Genomic DNA, 15,810 nt, shown 5'->3' with positions numbered 1-15,810 from the left:
TTTGGAAAACTTGCCGCGCCAGACCGAGAGGCCGCCGAAGTGGTCAGCTTCAAAGCTCGGGGACGTGTGGCTTGGGTCGAGCTGATACGTAGCTTCCTCGGCCATGACGTTAAACGATGCCACCGCGACCAGCGCGCCTGCTGCTGCAATCAGAAGGTTCTTTTTCATGAGTTTTCCTGGATGAATTTGAGGATCGATGACCGCTTACTTTTTGGCGGCGGCGAGGTGAAACTTGATGACGACTTCATCGGCGACGACCGAGGTGTCTTTCCACTCACCCGAGCCGACATCGAACTGCGTGCGTTTGATGGGCAATGAACCATCGAAGGTTTGTGTCGTGCCCTGGCTCGTGACGGTGACCGGCACGGTGACGTTCTGCGACTTGCCCTTGATGGTCAACTTGCCGCTGACATTGAACTTGCTGCCACCGGCGGGCGCGATGGCCGTTGAAACAAAGGTGGCCGTCGGGAAATGCGCCGTATCGAACCAGTCCTTGTCCGTGGCTTGCTTGTTATAGCTTTCATCGCCGAGATCGTAGCTTCCCGTGTCGATGCTGAGATTCGCGCTACCTGCAGTGGGTTTAGCCGGGTCGAAGTCGAGTTGTGCCGTGAACTTCTTGAACTTGCCTTCAACCGGCACGTTCATTTGCTTCGATGTCGCGGTAACCGTGCTTTTAGTCGTATCGACCTGGGCTTGGGCAAACGCGGAAACCGCCGCGACCAGCGACGCGGCGGAAACGCCTGCAAGCAACCAACGGGAAAATATCGCGTGTTTCATGTATGTCCTAAGGCCACCGGGAAAACCGGTTGAGCCGCTATTGAAAAGTCAAACGCAATCCAGCGCAACCCGCACGGAGGAAACTGGCTATCAACAACAAGGAATCAATTACACCTCAAAACCGTTGAATGCAAACCCCGGTTGTACTTATCGAAGGAACGGAATCATGCGGGCGAGCAAACCGTCACGATCGACGAATTGATGCTTCAACGCCGCCAGAACATGCATGACAACCAGCACGAGCAGCGTGTAATTCAAATAAATATGAACCATCTTCAGCGTGACTTTCAGCGCGGCATCCGGTCCGATGATCGTCGGCAGCGGCACCAGCCCGAGATACACGACCTGGATGCCGGCCGCCGAGCTATAGAGATATCCCGAGGCAGGAATCACCAGCATCAGCGCATAGAGCAGAAAGTGCGTGATATGGGCAACACCCTTCTGCCAAGCGGGAATGCGCCGCGGCATGGACGGCGCCTTGTGCGTTGTGCGCCAGAGCACGCGCACAACGGCGAGCGCGAAAACCGTCACGCCGATCCATTTGTGCCACGAGAAGTATTTGAGCTTGGTTGGCGTGAAACCGGGAATATCGGTCATGATCCAGCCGAGATAGAAGCCGCATACAATCAGCAGCGCGATCAGCCAGTGAAGGCCGATCGCGGTCCGGCTGTAGCGCTCGGAGCTGGCGAAATTCGGGCTGCGTTCCATACGTGGTCCACCAGAAAGAGTGCGGAATTGATGACTTGACCCCACCGGTTTATCGCGCAAGTACCGCGATAAACCCGGATAAGGATCTCAAGGCCGCCATCCTACCCGAACAAGTAAAAACCGGCTTTTTCATAAAGAAATAGTTGCCGACTCATCTGCGCCCGCGCTACAAATCTGGTATCAGTTGCTTGGCTCTTAAGGCTAAACGAGCCAGGCACGCGAACCATTCCATCGGTGCAAAGGTCCGATCACAACCCGCCCCGCACGCTGCAGAGCCCTATCGTGAAACGGGCTACCGGTTCGGTGACAAAGTGCCTTCCGCGTGACCGCCTCGCCGTTTGTTACCATGCCCGCTGGCCCGGCCCTTGCTCTTTTATGCCGCCGCCCCGGAATCACGACGTTTCAAGACACTAAAAGAACACGCCAGTACGAGCCCAGCATCTGCCTATGGAAGAAGACGATCTGATCGCATGCCACGAGTGCGATACGCTGTTTCATAAGCGCGCACTGCCTTCCCGCAGTTCGGCGAAATGCACGCGCTGCGGCGCCACGCTCTATCAGAGCGTGTCGTCGAATCTGGACAAGCTTTGCTCCATCACGCTCGCCGCGCTGATCACGTTTTTGATCGCGCAGGCGTTTCCTATTGTGGAACTCGAAACGAACGGCATTACGTCCCAAACGACCCTGATTGGTGCAATCGTCGCGTTGTGGGGCGAGAACATGGAAATCATTGCCGTGATGGTCTTTTTGGCGACCGTCCTCTTTCCGCTCACTGAACTCATCGCAATGCTGTATCTGCTCGTGCCGTTGCGCGCGGGTTTTATTCCGGCGGGATTCAGCCAGGTGCTGCGCGCGATCCAGTTCGTACGGCCGTGGGGAATGATCGAAGTGTTCATGCTCGGCGTGCTGGTGACGCTGGTGAAAATGGTGAGCATCGCACGCGTGATTCCGGAGGCGGCGCTGTTCGCATTCGGCGCGCTGACCCTCTTGTTCGCCGTCATCCTGACCTTCGATCCACGCGCGCTGTGGGACATCGCCGAGCGGCTGGCGGGTCGCGGACCATTGCGGTATTCGCCCTTCGGTGGCCTGCGCTCGGGCCCGGTGCCGGCTCACTCAGCCGACCTGCATGCCAGTCCCCCATCCGACCCGCTGCGTCCGTTCGTGCCAACGCCCGGAACGCCACCCGACGCGGCCGCCCAACAGACAAAGTCATGAACGACCAGCCCGATACCGCCAACGCGCCCGACCCATCCGAGACGCCCGAGCCGGTCTACACCACGGCCGGAGAAGCGGGTCTGATCGCCTGCCACGCTTGCAACCGCGTGCAAAAGCGCGTGTTGACGGTCAAACGCCAGCGTTGCACGCGCTGCGGCGAGACCCTGCACAGGCGCAATCCCGACTCGGTCGCGCGCACTTGGGCGTTGTTGTTGTCCGCCGCGATCCTCTACATTCCGGCGAATCTTTACCCGGTGCTGCATACATCGTCGATCGTCGGTTCAGAAGACGACACAATCATGAGCGGTGTGGCCATGTTCTGGAACGATGGCGACTATCCGCTCGCCGCGGTCATCTTTATCGCCAGTATTCTCGTGCCGATGCTCAAGCTCGGCACGCTCGCGTTTCTCACCTGGGCCACCCAATCGGGCTCTAAATGGCGCCCCCGCCAGCGCACGACGCTGTACCGGATCGTCGAAAAAATCGGCCGATGGTCAATGCTCGATGTCTTTGTCGTCACCCTCACCGTGGCGCTCGTGCGCTTCGGTTCACTCGCCGTCATCACGCCAGGACCGGGCGCGCTCGCGTTCGGCTGCGTGGTGGTGCTCACCATGCTGGCCTCCATGCAATTCGACCCGCGACTGATGTGGGATCACATCGAACCTTCAGGAAAGAAACATGACTAGCCCGCAAGGTCCTTCGAACAACACCGTCAAGGGCCCGAACGAGCCTTCGCGAAATGCGGGCGGAGGCGGTGGCTTGCCGCCCAATCTTCCGGATCCGGTGATCGAGCCGCGCAGCCGCTGGATCCCTTCGCTCGTCTGGGTGATTCCGCTGATCGCCGCCCTGATCGGAATTGCGCTGGTGGTGAAATCGGTGTCGGGACGCGGACCGACGATCACCATCAGCTTCGTGAGCGCCGAAGGCCTGGAAACCGGCAAGACCAAGCTGAAATACAAGGACGTCGATGTCGGCACGGTCAAGAACATCACGCTGTCGAAAGATCACGCGCGGGTGCTCGTCGAAGTTCAGTTGACCAAGGTCGCCGAGGACTTCGCGGTGAAGGACACGCGCTTCTGGGTTGTGCGCCCGCGCGTGGCCGCGAGCGGCGTGACCGGGCTTGGCACGTTGTTGTCCGGTGCGTATATCGGCGTGGATGCCGGGAAATCCAAAGAGGACGAGACCCATTTTGTGGGGCTCGAAACGCCGCCCGCCGTCACCGGCGATCAAAAAGGGCGACAGTTCACCCTGCGCGGCGAGTCGCTGGGTTCCATCGATATCGGTTCGCCTATCTATTACCGGCGCGTGCAGGTCGGCCAGGTCGTCGGTTTTTCGCTCGACAAGGACGGCACCGGCGTCACCATGCAGGTGTTCGTGAACGCGCCGTACGATCAGTATGTCGGCACGAATTCACGCTGGTGGCACGCAAGCGGCGTCGATCTCCGGCTGGATGCAAGCGGCTTCAAGCTGAACACGCAGTCGCTCGCGACCGTCGTGCTCGGTGGTATCGCGTTCCAGACGCCGCCGAACCAAGAACCCGGACAGCAGGCGCCGGACAACATGACCTTCCGCCTCGGTTCGGACGAGTCGGACGCCATGCGCGATCCGGACGGCCAGCCAATACGCGTAGTCATGAATTTCAACCAGTCGCTGCGCGGGTTGTCGGTAGGCGCACCGATCGATTTCCGCGGCATCCTGCTGGGCAGCGTGACGGGCATCGGGATCGAATACGACCCGAAATCGCGCAGCTTCCAGATGCCGGTGACCATGAATATCTATCCGGACCGGCTGGGCAAGCGCTTCCGGGATTCCGCGCCGCGCACGAACACCGTGGCCGGACAGGAGCTGCTCCAGAAGCTGGTCGCGAATGGCTTGCGTGGACAGTTGCGTACCGGCAACCTGCTGACCGGACAGCTTTACGTGGCGGTGGACATCTTCCCGAAGGCGGCGAAGGCCACGGTGAATGTCACCGCCGATCCGGTCGAGTTGCCGACCGTGCCCAATACGCTCGACGAACTGCAACTGCAGGTGGCGGATATCGCGAAGAAGCTGGACAAGATTCCCTTCGACGACATCGGCAACAACCTGAACAGCGCGCTGAAGAACGCGAACAGCCTCTTCAAGCAGCTCGATACGCAGGTTGTACCGGAAGCGCGCGACACGCTCGTCGCCGCGAAGAAAACCTTCGGCGAGGCGCAAAACACGCTGCAACAGGATTCGCCGCTGCAGTCGGATGTTCATCAGGCGCTGCAGGAACTCACGCGGACGCTGCAATCGCTCAATGCGCTCGCCGATTATCTGGAACGTCATCCGGAATCGCTCGTGCGCGGGAAACCAGGAGATAAGCCATGAGCTTGGCGAGAGTATTGAGGGCCGTCGGCGGGGTGTCGGCAGTGGGTCTGGTCGCCGCGCTCGCCGCGTGTAGCGCTTCGCCGGTCAGCCGTTTTTATACGCTCGGCGGCAACGACGCCGCGACGAGAACGGCTGCGCCTGCCGCGTTTTATCTGGAAGTGTCGCCGGTGGACATGCCGCCGCAAGTCGCCAAGAACCAGATGGTCGTGCAGGACGGCGCGGCGCAGGTCAGGGTGCTCGAGGACGAGCGCTGGGCTTCGCTGCCCGCCGATGAAGTCCGGCGCGCGCTGTCGGCGGATCTATCGCAGCGGCTGGGTGCTATCGATGTCTACGGCACGCCGCACCCCGAGGGTGTGCCGGTGTATCGCGTGAAGGTGAACGTGCAGCGCTTCGAATCGTCGCCGGGCCGGCGCGCGTTGATCGACGCCGTATGGAGCGTGCGCGGCGTGAGCAATCAAGCGGTTTTGACGTGCCGGACACTGGCCGAACAACCCGTCGATGCCGGTTATGACGCGCTTGTGGCAGGGCATCGGCGAGCCGTCGATCAACTCGCCAGCGAGATTTCCGCTGGCGTGCGCACAGTGAGCTCCGTGCGGATGCCAGTAACCACGTCAGCTGCAGCGGGCAAGGCGGCGAAGCTTCCAGCTCCCGCGCCAGCAGTGCTTCCCTGTCCCGCGGCGGCCATGTCCGCGACCGCCGCGCCGGCACAGTGAAGCTGGCTGAAAGGCTTGCGCTCCGTATCTCGAGAGGACGTGAAGCGTAAGCCGAAGCACCTGTCACAGACATGACTTCGCACCGCTACACAGCAATCCGGTTGCACCGAAAGGTGCGCCGGTTTTTTGTAGCCCGACCACAACGCCGCTGTCTCGAATTTAGAGTCGGCGCGCGTCGGGGCGGTTAAGATCCATCTCCGTGACTACTCTTTTGCAGAAACGACAACACAGATGATGAAACTGATCGGTTCGCTCAACAGCCCGTACGTCCGCAAGACGCGGATTGTGATGGCAGAAAAGAAAATCGACTGCGAACTGGTGCTCGAAAACGTCTGGGCATCCGATTCGAAAATCCATAGTTTCAATCCGCTCGGCAAAGTGCCGTGCCTGATCCTGGACGATGGTGAAGCCGTTTTCGATTCGCGCGTGATTTGCGAATACGTCGATACCCTCACTCCCGTGGGCAAGCTGCTGCCGCAGGAACGCCGCGAGCGCACGGAGGTGCGATGCTGGGAAGCGCTCGCCGACGGCATGCTCGACGCCGCCGTGCTGATTCGCCTCGAAACCACGCAGCGCGAGGAAGGGCAACGCAACGACGCGTGGGTCGCGCGTCAGCAGCGCAAGATCGACGACGGCCTCAAGGCCATGTCCAAAGGGCTCGCCGCCAAGAACTGGTGCTCGGCGAATCACTTCACCCTCGCCGATATCGCCTGCGGCTGCGCGCTCGGTTATCTCGATTTCCGGATGCCCGAGGTGAACTGGCGCGACGAGTATCCCAATCTGGACAAACATCTTCAGCGTTTGTCGCAGCGTCAGTCTTTCATCGATACCCTGCCAACCTGAAGGTTTTCGAACTTTTTTTCGCGGCAGTTACGATGATTCAGAAGCCCCGCGCGCCTTCCGGCGCGTGGGGCTTTTTCGTGGCGGTGAAATCCGCTTACTTCGCCAGCGCCTTTTTCAGCGCGGCGTTCGCCTGTTCAATCGCGGCACGCGTTGCCGGGGTTTTAGCCAGCGCGTTCAGCATCACGAAGTCGTGGATCGTGCCTTCGTAGCGCACCGCCGTCACCCGGACGCCTGCCTGTGAAAGCTTGCGGGCATACGCTTCGCCTTCGTCACGCAGCACATCGTTTTCATCGGTGATGACGAGCGCCGGCGGCAAATCCTTCAACTGCTCAAGCGATGCCCGCAGCGGCGACGCCGTGATCTTTTCCCGATCGGCGGCGTTCGGCGCGTACGCATCCCAGAACCACTTCATCGCGTTTTTGGTGAGCCACGGGCCGTCGGCGAATTCGTTGTACGAGCCGTCGTCGAAATTCGCATCGGTGACCGGATAGAACAGCACCTGATAACGCAACGCCGGGCCGCCCTGCTCCTTTGCCATCAACGTGACCGCGGCAGCCATGTTGCCGCCCACACTGTCACCCGCCACGGCCATGCGCGTAGCATCGACCTTGAACTGTTTTGCATGCTCAGCCACGTAGCGCGTGGCGGCGTAGGCCTCTTCCGTCGGCACCGGGAATTTCGTCTCGGGCGAGCGATCGTAATCCACGAAGACCACCGCTGCCTGCGTGCCGTTCGCGATCTCGCGAATCAGGCGATCGTGCGTGTTCTTGTCGCCGAGCACCCAGCCGCCGCCGTGGAAATACATGATGACGGGCAGCATGCCCTTCGCGTGCGCAGGACGCACGATGCGGATCGCGATCTTGCCCGTCGGGCCAGCCTCGATCACGCGGTCTTCGATCTGCGCCGCGTCCTTCGACACCGGCTGCGACTGGGCGCCAGCGAGGACGTTGCGGGCATCGGCCGGAGACAGCGTGTAGATCGGCGGGCCTTTTTGCGCCGTGAGCGCGTCGATGAACTGCTGCGTCGCGGGTTCGAGCACCGGCGCGGCTTGCGCGGCGGCGTTTGCACCGACCAATGCAGCGACAGCGGAGACAACGGCGAAGGACTTGAGCTTGTACATGTTTCACTCCTGTTAGTGAAGGGACGGCGGGTTAGGGTCCGGCATAGGAACCGGGTCACTGCGATTGCGGTAAGGCGGGTAAAACCAAACTGCCTGACTCAAAAGTGCTGAAACGCACTCAAAACCACTCGAATTCATGGATCAAACTTCTCGAATGTGCATCTACTTGTAGATAGATGACTAGATGAAGCTGAATAAAACTGGATAAACTTCGCTAACCTCTTTGTTGGTTATTACAAGAACAACGAAACGGACGCGAGCCAACGCATGGCAGATTCCGACAAGTATCTGATCACTTAATCCCCGTTGGTTCCAATACGGTGCAAGCCGGCTTGATTGCCCAAGCCTCTATAAAACGTCGATCCCAATTCTTCATTCACTCACTACGCCGCAAGTCGCTCAGTATCGGCATAGCCGCCTTTTCGGCCGCGATAAAAAAAGTCGGACCAATCAGTAAAAAATAGCTTCCCTATGAAGGAAATGAGACAAAAACTAACGAAAATCGGAAATCAAAATCTACCTACCTGAAGATAGATAAGTTAATACATGCTATTTTTGATACACGTTTATCCATTCTTAACAATATTCCCTGCAGTGGCGCCAGCATCACGATAAAACCGTTCTTTCCGACGCCCTAGCCTTGCATCGGCCCTGACTATTCAGAGACCACCGCGCTGCAACTCGATTCAATGCAGCGGTTCCCGGATAACCCGGCACTAAAACATCGCCGTTTTGATCCACATTGTGAATTAACGTTTCACAGTTTGAGTTACTTCATCCAAACGAACCTTGGTGTGAAATAATCGGCACGCCAGCAAACTCCCTTGATATGCCGCGAACAGCGCGCGCGCCGTCACGTCCGGCTTTCCGTTCACACGCAAGGTTTCCTGCTTCTCGCCTTCGGCCAACACCTTTGCCAGCCAGGTTTCGTTGGCCTTGAAAAAAGCCTGAACTGCATGACGGACATCTTCAGGAAGCGATTCAATATCCGCAGCAAGCATGCCGCAAAGACAAACCTGATCGCCCTCTCCCACGATTTTTCCGAACAGCCTCACATACCGGTCGAGTTTTTTCTCGGCGGAAGCGGAGCTGTCGATGGCGTAAATAGACGACATGACGTCCGCGCTGTACGTATTCACCGCTTCGAGCACCAAATCTTCCTTCGACGGGAAGTAATAGTGAATGCTCGATGTCTTCACGCCGACCAGCGCCGACAGATCCCGATAACTGAAGCCGTTGTAGCCGCGAGTCATGAGCAACGCCTGTGCATGATCGAGCAATTGCTCACGCACAGTATTTTTGTCGGGTGTTTTGTCGGTGTTCATTTCAGTTTTGGCTCGCTGCTTACACAGTATTGTTGCGCTGGTGTTGCCTGGTTGTTGGGTCGTCGCGTCGTTGCCATCAATCGCGATCAAATCCGTTCGCTTCAACCTTGAATCGCCCGCATCCACGATCAGTCACACTCATACTCATACGCATACTCACGCCCATGCATCTAATTTACCTACTAGAAGATAGATAGTCAAGGATTTCTCACAAGGTTTTCCACAAACTTTGTACGGATTTCACACAAATTTCCCACTGCACGGGCCATATTTTTCCCTCTGGGCAGCCCACAGCACGCACAAACCCCATCGGGTATGTACCGATTTTTTGTGAATTACTGATTTGTGCGCGTTTTCCCGCGAACTGAGCGACAAACAAAAGCGGGCCGCAGCCCGCTCTCAACCAACGCGATGTACCGAGGACCGTCTACCTGGCCGTAAGCAACGCCGCTCCCGCTTCGCGGCGCATGGCTTGCGCGGTTGCCGCCGATTCGATGATCCCGCCGCCCAGGCAAACATCGCCCTGATAAAGCACCGCCGATTGTCCCGGCGTGACGGCCCATTGGTCATCGTTGAAACGGAGGTCGAAGTGACCATCCGACGATCCCGACGCCCCCATCACACAAGGCGCATCCGACTGCCGATACCGCGTCTTGGCCGCACAAACGGTGCCTTCGACCGGCGCGGCGCCCGCCACCCAGCTCGTATTTCCTGCCACGAGCGAGCGTGACAACAGCCAGGGATGATCGTGGCCCTGCACCACGTACAACGTGTTCGACGCCATGTCCTTGCCCGCGACGAACCACGGATCGCCGCTGCCGTCCTTGCTGCCGCCGAGCCCAATGCCCTTGCGCTGCCCGAACGTATAGAACGCCAGCCCGACATGCTCGCCGATAACCTTCCCATCGGGTGTTTTCATTGGACCGGGTTGCGTTGGCAGATAGCGGTTCAGGAACTCGCGAAACGGCCGTTCGCCGATAAAACAAATGCCCGTTGAATCCTTCTTCGCCGCGTTCGGCAAGCCGATCTGCGCGGCGATTTCACGCACCTTCGTCTTCGGCATTTCTCCGAGAGGAAACAGCGTCTTCGACAGCTGCGCCTGATTCAGCCGATGCAAGAAATACGACTGATCCTTGGTCGAATCGGTGGCTTTCAGCAGCTCGAACAACCCGTCGCGCTCACGCACGCGAGCGTAGTGCCCGGTCGCGATGGTCTCGCCGCCAAGCGACATTGCGTGGTCGAGGAAGGCTTTGAACTTGATTTCAGCGTTGCACAGGACATCCGGATTCGGCGTGCGGCCAGCCGAATATTCCCGCAGGAACTCCGCGAACACGCGATCCTTGTACTCGGCCGCGAAGTTGACCGCCTCCACGTCGATGCCGATCAGATCCGCCACCGACACCACGTCGATCCAGTCCTGCCGCGTCGAGCAGTATTCGCTGTCGTCGTCATCTTCCCAGTTCTTCATGAACAGGCCGATCACGTCGTAGCCCTGCTCCTTGAGCAGCCATGCGGTTACCGACGAATCCACGCCGCCCGACATGCCCACCACGACTTTCTGTTTTCCGGCCTTGCTCATTTTGATCTCTGCGTTACTTGCCTGAATTACTTGCCTGAAGCTGAATTCAAATCCTGAACCCGCACCGGCGCGACCGAATGCGTATGAATGAAGTCGAGCGGCACGCGCCGCCCAGCGAGGTAATGATCGAGACATTCCAGCACTGCCGGCGACCGATGCCGGTCCGCGCATGCGCGCAGTTCGTCGGCGGTAAGCCACATGGTACGGACGATACCCGAATCGAGTTCCATGCCCGGCACCTCGCCTGAGGTCGTGCCGCAGAATGTAAACCGCAGGTACGTGACCGACCTTCCCGGCCGCTCGAAGTGCGTCAGATACGTGCCGACGAGCGCCTCCGGCTCAAAATGGTGCGCCGTTTCCTCGAGCGTTTCGCGCTTGACGGCATCGACGAGCGTTTCTCCCGCTTCCAGATGCCCGGCCGGTTGATTAATCCTGAGCCCGTCCGACGTTTGCTCCTCGATGACGAGAAAGCGCCCGTCCCGCTCCACAATCGCCGCGACGGTCACGCGCGGCGTCCAACGATCTGGTTTCATGGGACAGTATTTTACCGTTTTGCGCGTTTTTCCGTCGCCCGCGGCCATAACGCGCGATGTTGCTGGAACGAGTCATTTTTCACGAATGTTTCGGTTACAGTGACGATCAGCCGCAAATAACAGCTTAAACAACCGCTTAATCATGTGCACAGGCGTCTCCCTGGCAACAGCGCGAGCGACTGAACACGGCCATATCAAAACTAGAACGTGAGGAGGATGAAGATGCATATCGGAGTGCCTGCCGAAACGCGGGCGAACGAGGCGCGAGTCGCCGCCACACCGGAGACGGTCAAGAAGCTTGTGTCGCAGGGTCACCGGGTCACGGTGCAGCGCGGCGCGGGCGTGCCAGCGAGTTATATCGACGATGCGTTTACCGCTGCCGGCGCCGAGCTCGTCGACGCGAACACCGCGTTCGCCGCCGAGCTCGTCCTCAAGGTTCATTCGCCAAATGAAGCCGAGTTGCCGCTGCTGAAACCCGGTACGGTTTTAGCCGGGATGCTCGATCCGTTCAACGCCGAGAACAACGCGCGTTTAGCCGCTGCCGGGATTACCGCGTTCGCTTTGGAAGCTGCCCCGCGCACCACGCGTGCGCAGAGTCTGGACGTGTTGTCATCGCAGGCGAATATCGCCGGGTATAAGGCCGTGCTGGTCGCGAGCAATATTTATCAGCGCTTCATGCCAATGCTCATGACCGCGGCCGGCACTGTGAAAGCGGCACGCGTGCTCGTGCTGGGAGCGGGCGTGGCAGGCTTGCAGGCGATTGCCACGGCCAAGCGGCTCGGCGCGGTGATCGAAGCATCCGATGTACGTCCGGCGGTGAAGGAACAAATCGAATCGCTGGGCGCGAAGTTTCTCGACGTTCCTTACGAAACCGATGAAGAACGCGAAGCCGCAGTTGGTGTCGGCGGTTATGCGCGGCCGATGCCTCCAAGCTGGCTCGCGCGTCAATCGGTGCTCGTCGCCGAGCGCGCAAAACAAGCCGATATCGTGATCGCGACCGCGCTGATTCCCGGCCGCCCCGCGCCTACGTTGATCGCGGCGGAAACCGTCCAGCAGATGAAACCGGGTTCGGTCATCGTCGATCTCGCGGCGGGACGCGGTCCTGAAGACGAAGGCCGGCGCGGCGGCAATTGTCCGCTCACCGAAGTCGATCAGGTCGTGACGAAACATGGCGTGCATCTGGTCGGCTACACCAACCTTGCATCGATGGTCGCCGCCGATGCCTCCGCGCTCTACGCCCGCAACCTGCTCGATTTCATCAAGCTGATCGTGACGAAGGAAGGCGCGTTGAATATCGATATGGCCGACGACATCGTCGCTGCGACGCTCCTGTGCCGCGACGGCCAGGTGACGCGCGGGATCAAAGGAGACTGACATGGAACTGGTTAATCACACGGTCATCAACCTCATCATCTTCGTGCTGGCGATTTATGTCGGCTATCACGTGGTGTGGAACGTCACGCCCGCGTTGCACACGCCTTTGATGGCCGTCACGAACGCGATTTCCGCGATCGTGATTGTCGGCGCGATGCTTGCAGCGGGTCTCACGATTGGCGATGCCGGCAAGTTCTTCGGCACGCTTGCGGTGTTGCTCGCGGCGGTCAACGTGTTCGGCGGGTTCCTGGTAACGCGGCGAATGCTCGAGATGTTCAAGAAGAAAGCGCCCAAGCAGATCACTGATTCTTCGAAGAAGGGGGTCGCGTAATGAGCATGAGCGTCGTTACCCTCCTGTATCTCATCGCCTCGGTGTGTTTCATCCAGGCGCTCAAAGGGCTGTCGAATCCGAAGACGGCGCGTATCGGCAATACGTTCGGCATGGTTGGCATGGCGATCGCGATTCTGACGACCATCGCGTTGATCGTGAAGCAGGCTTCAGCGCTCGGGTCGGATCTGTCGCTGGGCTTGGGCTTGCTGTTTGCCGCGCTCGTGGTCGGCGGCGCGATCGGTGCGTACGTCGCGGCGAAAGTCGAGATGACCAAGATGCCCGAACTCGTCGCCGCGATGCACTCGCTGATCGGTCTGGCGGCCGTGTGTATTGCCTACGCAGTTGTTTCGGAACCCTCAGCGTTCGGGCTTGCCCCGTTGGGTGAACCGATTCCCGTGGGCAATCGCGTGGAGTTGTTTATCGGCACGTTTGTGGGTGCGATCACGTTCTCCGGTTCGGTGATTGCGTTCGGGAAGCTCTCGGGCAAGTATCAGTTCCGCTTGTTCAAGGGCGCGCCGGTCGTGTATCGCGGTCAGCACATGATCAACTTGCTGCTCGCACTTGCGATGCTCGGGTTTGGCATTATCTTCATGCTGACGCAAGCGTGGCTGCCGTTCGTGATCATGACGGCGATCGCGTTCGCGCTCGGCGTGCTGATCATTATTCCGATCGGCGGGGCGGACATGCCGGTGGTCGTGTCCATGCTCAATTCGTATTCGGGCTGGGCGGCGGCGGGCATTGGCTTCTCGTTGAATAACCCGATGCTGATTATCGCGGGATCGTTGGTCGGGTCATCGGGTGCGATCCTCTCGTACATCATGTGCCGTGCGATGAACCGCTCGTTCTTCAACGTGCTGCTGGGTGGATTCGGTAACGAAGGCGGTGCGGCGGCAACGGGTGGTGCACAAGAGCAGCGCCCGGTGAAATCCGGTTCCGCCGATGACGCTGCGTTCATGCTCGGCAACGCTGAAACGGTGGTGATCGTGCCGGGTTATGGGCTGGCCGTGGCGCGCGCGCAGCACGCGTTAAAGGAACTCACCGATAAGCTGATTGAGAAAGGCATCGACGTGAAGTACGCGATTCACCCGGTGGCCGGTCGTATGCCGGGGCATATGAATGTGTTGCTGGCGGAAGCCGAAGTGGACTACGAGTTGGTCCATGAGATGGAGGACATCAACGGCGAGTTTCAGCAAACAGACGTGGTGCTGGTGCTCGGGGCCAATGACGTCGTGAACCCGGCGGCGAAAACCGACCCGAAATCGGTGATTGCGGGTATGCCGATTCTGGAAGCGTATCGGGCGAAGACGATTATCGTGAATAAACGGTCTATGGCAGCGGGTTATGCCGGGCTAGATAACGAACTGTTCTATATGGACAAGACGATGATGGTTTTCGGCGACGCCAAGAAGGTGATCGAGGATATGGTGAAGGCGGTGGAGTGAGGGGGGTTGTGGTTTGAGTCACGAACGCCGGTGTGCTCCTATGAGACACCGGCGTTTTTGTTGATCCATTGCGTCAGACTGCGTATAGCCCGTTCGCTTCTCATCCCCCGCGTACAATATCGCCTTCAATCTCCCCTACAAGCACCGCCCCATGGCCACTACTTTCCTTTTCGACTGGTTTGTCCCCTGCCCGCGCGGTCTCGAGGCGCCGCTTGCGGCCGAACTCGCCGAAATCGGAGCGAAGCATGTGGATGGCTCGCAGTTCCGGACCGGCAAGGAAGTCCCTGGCGGCGTGCATTTCCGTGGCTCCTGGGCGGCCGGCATGGCCGCGAACCTGCATTCGCGCATCGCGAGCCGGGTGTTGCTGAAGCTTGCTCAAGGCCCGTATCGCAGCGAACACGACATTTACGAACTCGCGTATCAGCAGCAATGGGAGAAGTGGTTCTCGCCGAATGAAACCATTCGCGTCGATATCACCGCCATCAAATCGCCTTTACGCAGCCTCGAATTCGCGACCTTGCGCGTAAAAGACGCCGTCTGCGATCGCTTGCGTGAATTGACGGGCAACCGTCCCAGCGTCGATACCGCGCAACCCGACGTCCGCGTCTTCGCCTTCCTCACGCTGAACGAATGCACGCTTTACATCGATACTTCCGGCGATCCGCTCTTCAAACGCGGCTGGCGGCTCGACAAGGGCGCGGCCCCTTTGCGTGAAAATCTCGCGGCGGGAATTTTACGTCTGACCGGCTGGACGCCCGGCACACCGCTTTTCGATCCGATGTGCGGCAGCGGCACCTTCCTCGCCGAAGCAGCGCAAGTCGCGCTGAACATCGCCCCGGGTGTCGACCGTCGTTTCGGCTTCGAAAAGCTAAAGCAATACGACGTGAACGCGTGGCAAAAGCTGAAGGGCGCAGCCGTCGACGCCAAACGCGCCGCGCAGTCATCGCGTGCGGATCTTCAGATCTACGGCAGCGACATTTCTGGCGACATGCTCGACAAGGCGTATGCGAATCTCGAACGTGCGGGTTTGCCGGAACTATCGCTTAAACAAGTCGATGCGCGCCACATGACACCACCGACCGATACCCCCGGAATTCTCGTGGCGAACCCGCCGTACGGCGAACGTATCGAAGTACGCGGACGCGGTCCGCGCGGCGAACTTCGCGAACCGAAAAACCGCGGTCGCGACGAAGACGAAGAAGCGTTCATCCGCGCGCAACCCGATCCGGCCGATCAGGAATTTTTCATCTCCTTTGGCAACGCGCTGAAGCAGCGCTTTCCGGGCTGGCGCGCGTATGTGTTGACATCGGACCGGAAACTGCCGGGCTTGTTGCGCCTGCGTGAATCGACGAAAACGCCGCTCTTCAACGGCGCGCTCGAATGCCGCTTGTTCCGCTTCGATCTGATCGCCGGCAGCGTGCGGAATCGACCGGCCCCAGCCGCCGATCAGTCGCCCGAAGCGACCGAGTGAAGCATCGCAAACCCGGCGCTACAATCG

At 59.4% G+C, this 15,810-nt stretch carries 15 protein-coding genes and 1 pseudogene; 9 read left to right on the top strand and 7 right to left on the bottom strand.

Annotated features, from left to right (window positions below):
* The 3 genes and pseudogenes from EOS_RS29345 to EOS_RS29335 all read right to left on the bottom strand — a co-directional run.
* Window positions 1-168, bottom strand: a pseudogene (locus tag EOS_RS29345) (polyisoprenoid-binding protein); the annotation flags it as partial.
* Between the two features lie 36 nt (window positions 169-204).
* Entirely contained in the window at window positions 205-777 is a 573-nt protein-coding gene (locus EOS_RS29340; protein ID WP_047895686.1) for a YceI family protein, read from the bottom strand.
* Between the two features lie 147 nt (window positions 778-924).
* Entirely contained in the window at window positions 925-1,485 is a 561-nt protein-coding gene (locus tag EOS_RS29335) for a cytochrome b (RefSeq protein WP_047895685.1), read from the bottom strand.
* Window positions 1,486-1,932: 447 nt separating this feature from the next.
* Here EOS_RS29335 and EOS_RS29330 point away from each other — a divergent pair, with 447 nt between their 5' ends.
* From EOS_RS29330 to EOS_RS29310, 5 genes are all read left to right on the top strand, one after another.
* Entirely contained in the window at window positions 1,933-2,700 is a 768-nt protein-coding gene (locus EOS_RS29330; protein ID WP_075645414.1) for a paraquat-inducible protein A, read from the top strand.
* Window positions 2,697-3,386, top strand: a complete 690-nt coding sequence (locus tag EOS_RS29325; protein WP_047895684.1) for a paraquat-inducible protein A — start codon at window positions 2,697-2,699, stop codon at window positions 3,384-3,386. The genes EOS_RS29330 and EOS_RS29325 overlap by 4 nt, the downstream gene beginning before the upstream one ends.
* Window positions 3,379-5,052 carry a PqiB family protein gene (locus EOS_RS29320; protein ID WP_047895683.1) on the top strand — a complete coding sequence of 558 codons (1,674 nt, stop codon included), beginning with the start codon at window positions 3,379-3,381 and terminating at the stop codon, window positions 5,050-5,052. Before EOS_RS29325 ends, EOS_RS29320 begins: the two co-directional genes overlap by 8 nt.
* A complete protein-coding gene (locus tag EOS_RS29315; RefSeq protein ID WP_047895682.1) occupies window positions 5,049-5,765 on the top strand; it encodes a PqiC family protein in 717 nt (238 codons plus the stop codon). The genes EOS_RS29320 and EOS_RS29315 overlap by 4 nt, the downstream gene beginning before the upstream one ends.
* Before the next feature lie 231 nt (window positions 5,766-5,996).
* Window positions 5,997-6,608, top strand: a complete 612-nt coding sequence (locus EOS_RS29310; RefSeq protein WP_047895681.1) for a glutathione S-transferase C-terminal domain-containing protein — start codon at window positions 5,997-5,999, stop codon at window positions 6,606-6,608.
* Between the two features lie 94 nt (window positions 6,609-6,702).
* Here the strand turns inward: EOS_RS29310 and EOS_RS29305 are convergent, their stop codons facing one another.
* The 4 genes from EOS_RS29305 to EOS_RS29290 form a co-directional block, all read right to left on the bottom strand.
* Window positions 6,703-7,728 (bottom strand): alpha/beta hydrolase, encoded by a 1,026-nt coding sequence (locus tag EOS_RS29305; protein WP_047895680.1) that lies wholly within the window; start codon window positions 7,726-7,728, stop codon window positions 6,703-6,705.
* Window positions 7,729-8,477: 749 nt separating this feature from the next.
* Window positions 8,478-9,053, bottom strand: coding sequence for a TetR/AcrR family transcriptional regulator (locus tag EOS_RS29300; RefSeq protein WP_047895703.1), 576 nt, complete (start codon window positions 9,051-9,053; stop codon window positions 8,478-8,480).
* 427 nt (window positions 9,054-9,480) lie between these two features.
* Window positions 9,481-10,632, bottom strand: a complete 1,152-nt coding sequence (gene mnmA / locus EOS_RS29295; protein ID WP_047895679.1) for a tRNA 2-thiouridine(34) synthase MnmA — start codon at window positions 10,630-10,632, stop codon at window positions 9,481-9,483.
* Between the two features lie 26 nt (window positions 10,633-10,658).
* Window positions 10,659-11,165 (bottom strand): NUDIX hydrolase, encoded by a 507-nt coding sequence (locus EOS_RS29290; RefSeq protein WP_047895678.1) that lies wholly within the window; start codon window positions 11,163-11,165, stop codon window positions 10,659-10,661.
* A 222-nt stretch (window positions 11,166-11,387) separates the two neighbouring features.
* Between EOS_RS29290 and EOS_RS29285 the strand changes: the two genes are divergently transcribed.
* The 4 genes from EOS_RS29285 (at window position 11,388) to EOS_RS29270 (ending at window position 15,783) form a co-directional block, all read left to right on the top strand.
* Window positions 11,388-12,539: a Re/Si-specific NAD(P)(+) transhydrogenase subunit alpha gene (locus EOS_RS29285; RefSeq protein WP_047895677.1), complete on the top strand. Its 1,152-nt coding sequence runs from the start codon at window positions 11,388-11,390 to the stop codon at window positions 12,537-12,539.
* Window position 12,540: 1 nt separating this feature from the next.
* The gene (locus tag EOS_RS29280) at window positions 12,541-12,870 is read left to right on the top strand and encodes an NAD(P) transhydrogenase subunit alpha (RefSeq protein WP_047895676.1); all 330 of its coding nucleotides are present in this window, start codon (window positions 12,541-12,543) and stop codon (window positions 12,868-12,870) included.
* Window positions 12,870-14,312 carry an NAD(P)(+) transhydrogenase (Re/Si-specific) subunit beta gene (locus tag EOS_RS29275; protein WP_047895675.1) on the top strand — a complete coding sequence of 481 codons (1,443 nt, stop codon included), beginning with the start codon at window positions 12,870-12,872 and terminating at the stop codon, window positions 14,310-14,312. The genes EOS_RS29280 and EOS_RS29275 overlap by 1 nt, the downstream gene beginning before the upstream one ends.
* A 151-nt stretch (window positions 14,313-14,463) precedes the next feature.
* A complete protein-coding gene (locus EOS_RS29270; RefSeq protein WP_047895674.1) occupies window positions 14,464-15,783 on the top strand; it encodes a THUMP domain-containing class I SAM-dependent RNA methyltransferase in 1,320 nt (439 codons plus the stop codon).
* The last annotated feature ends 27 nt before the right edge of the window (window positions 15,784-15,810 follow it).

It is taken from the genome of Caballeronia mineralivorans PML1(12) (genome assembly GCF_001028175.1).
Lineage (GTDB): Bacteria > Pseudomonadota > Gammaproteobacteria > Burkholderiales > Burkholderiaceae > Caballeronia > Caballeronia mineralivorans.
Note: the sequence above shows the minus strand (reverse complement) of the source record. Positions and strands in the feature narration are given on the sequence as shown.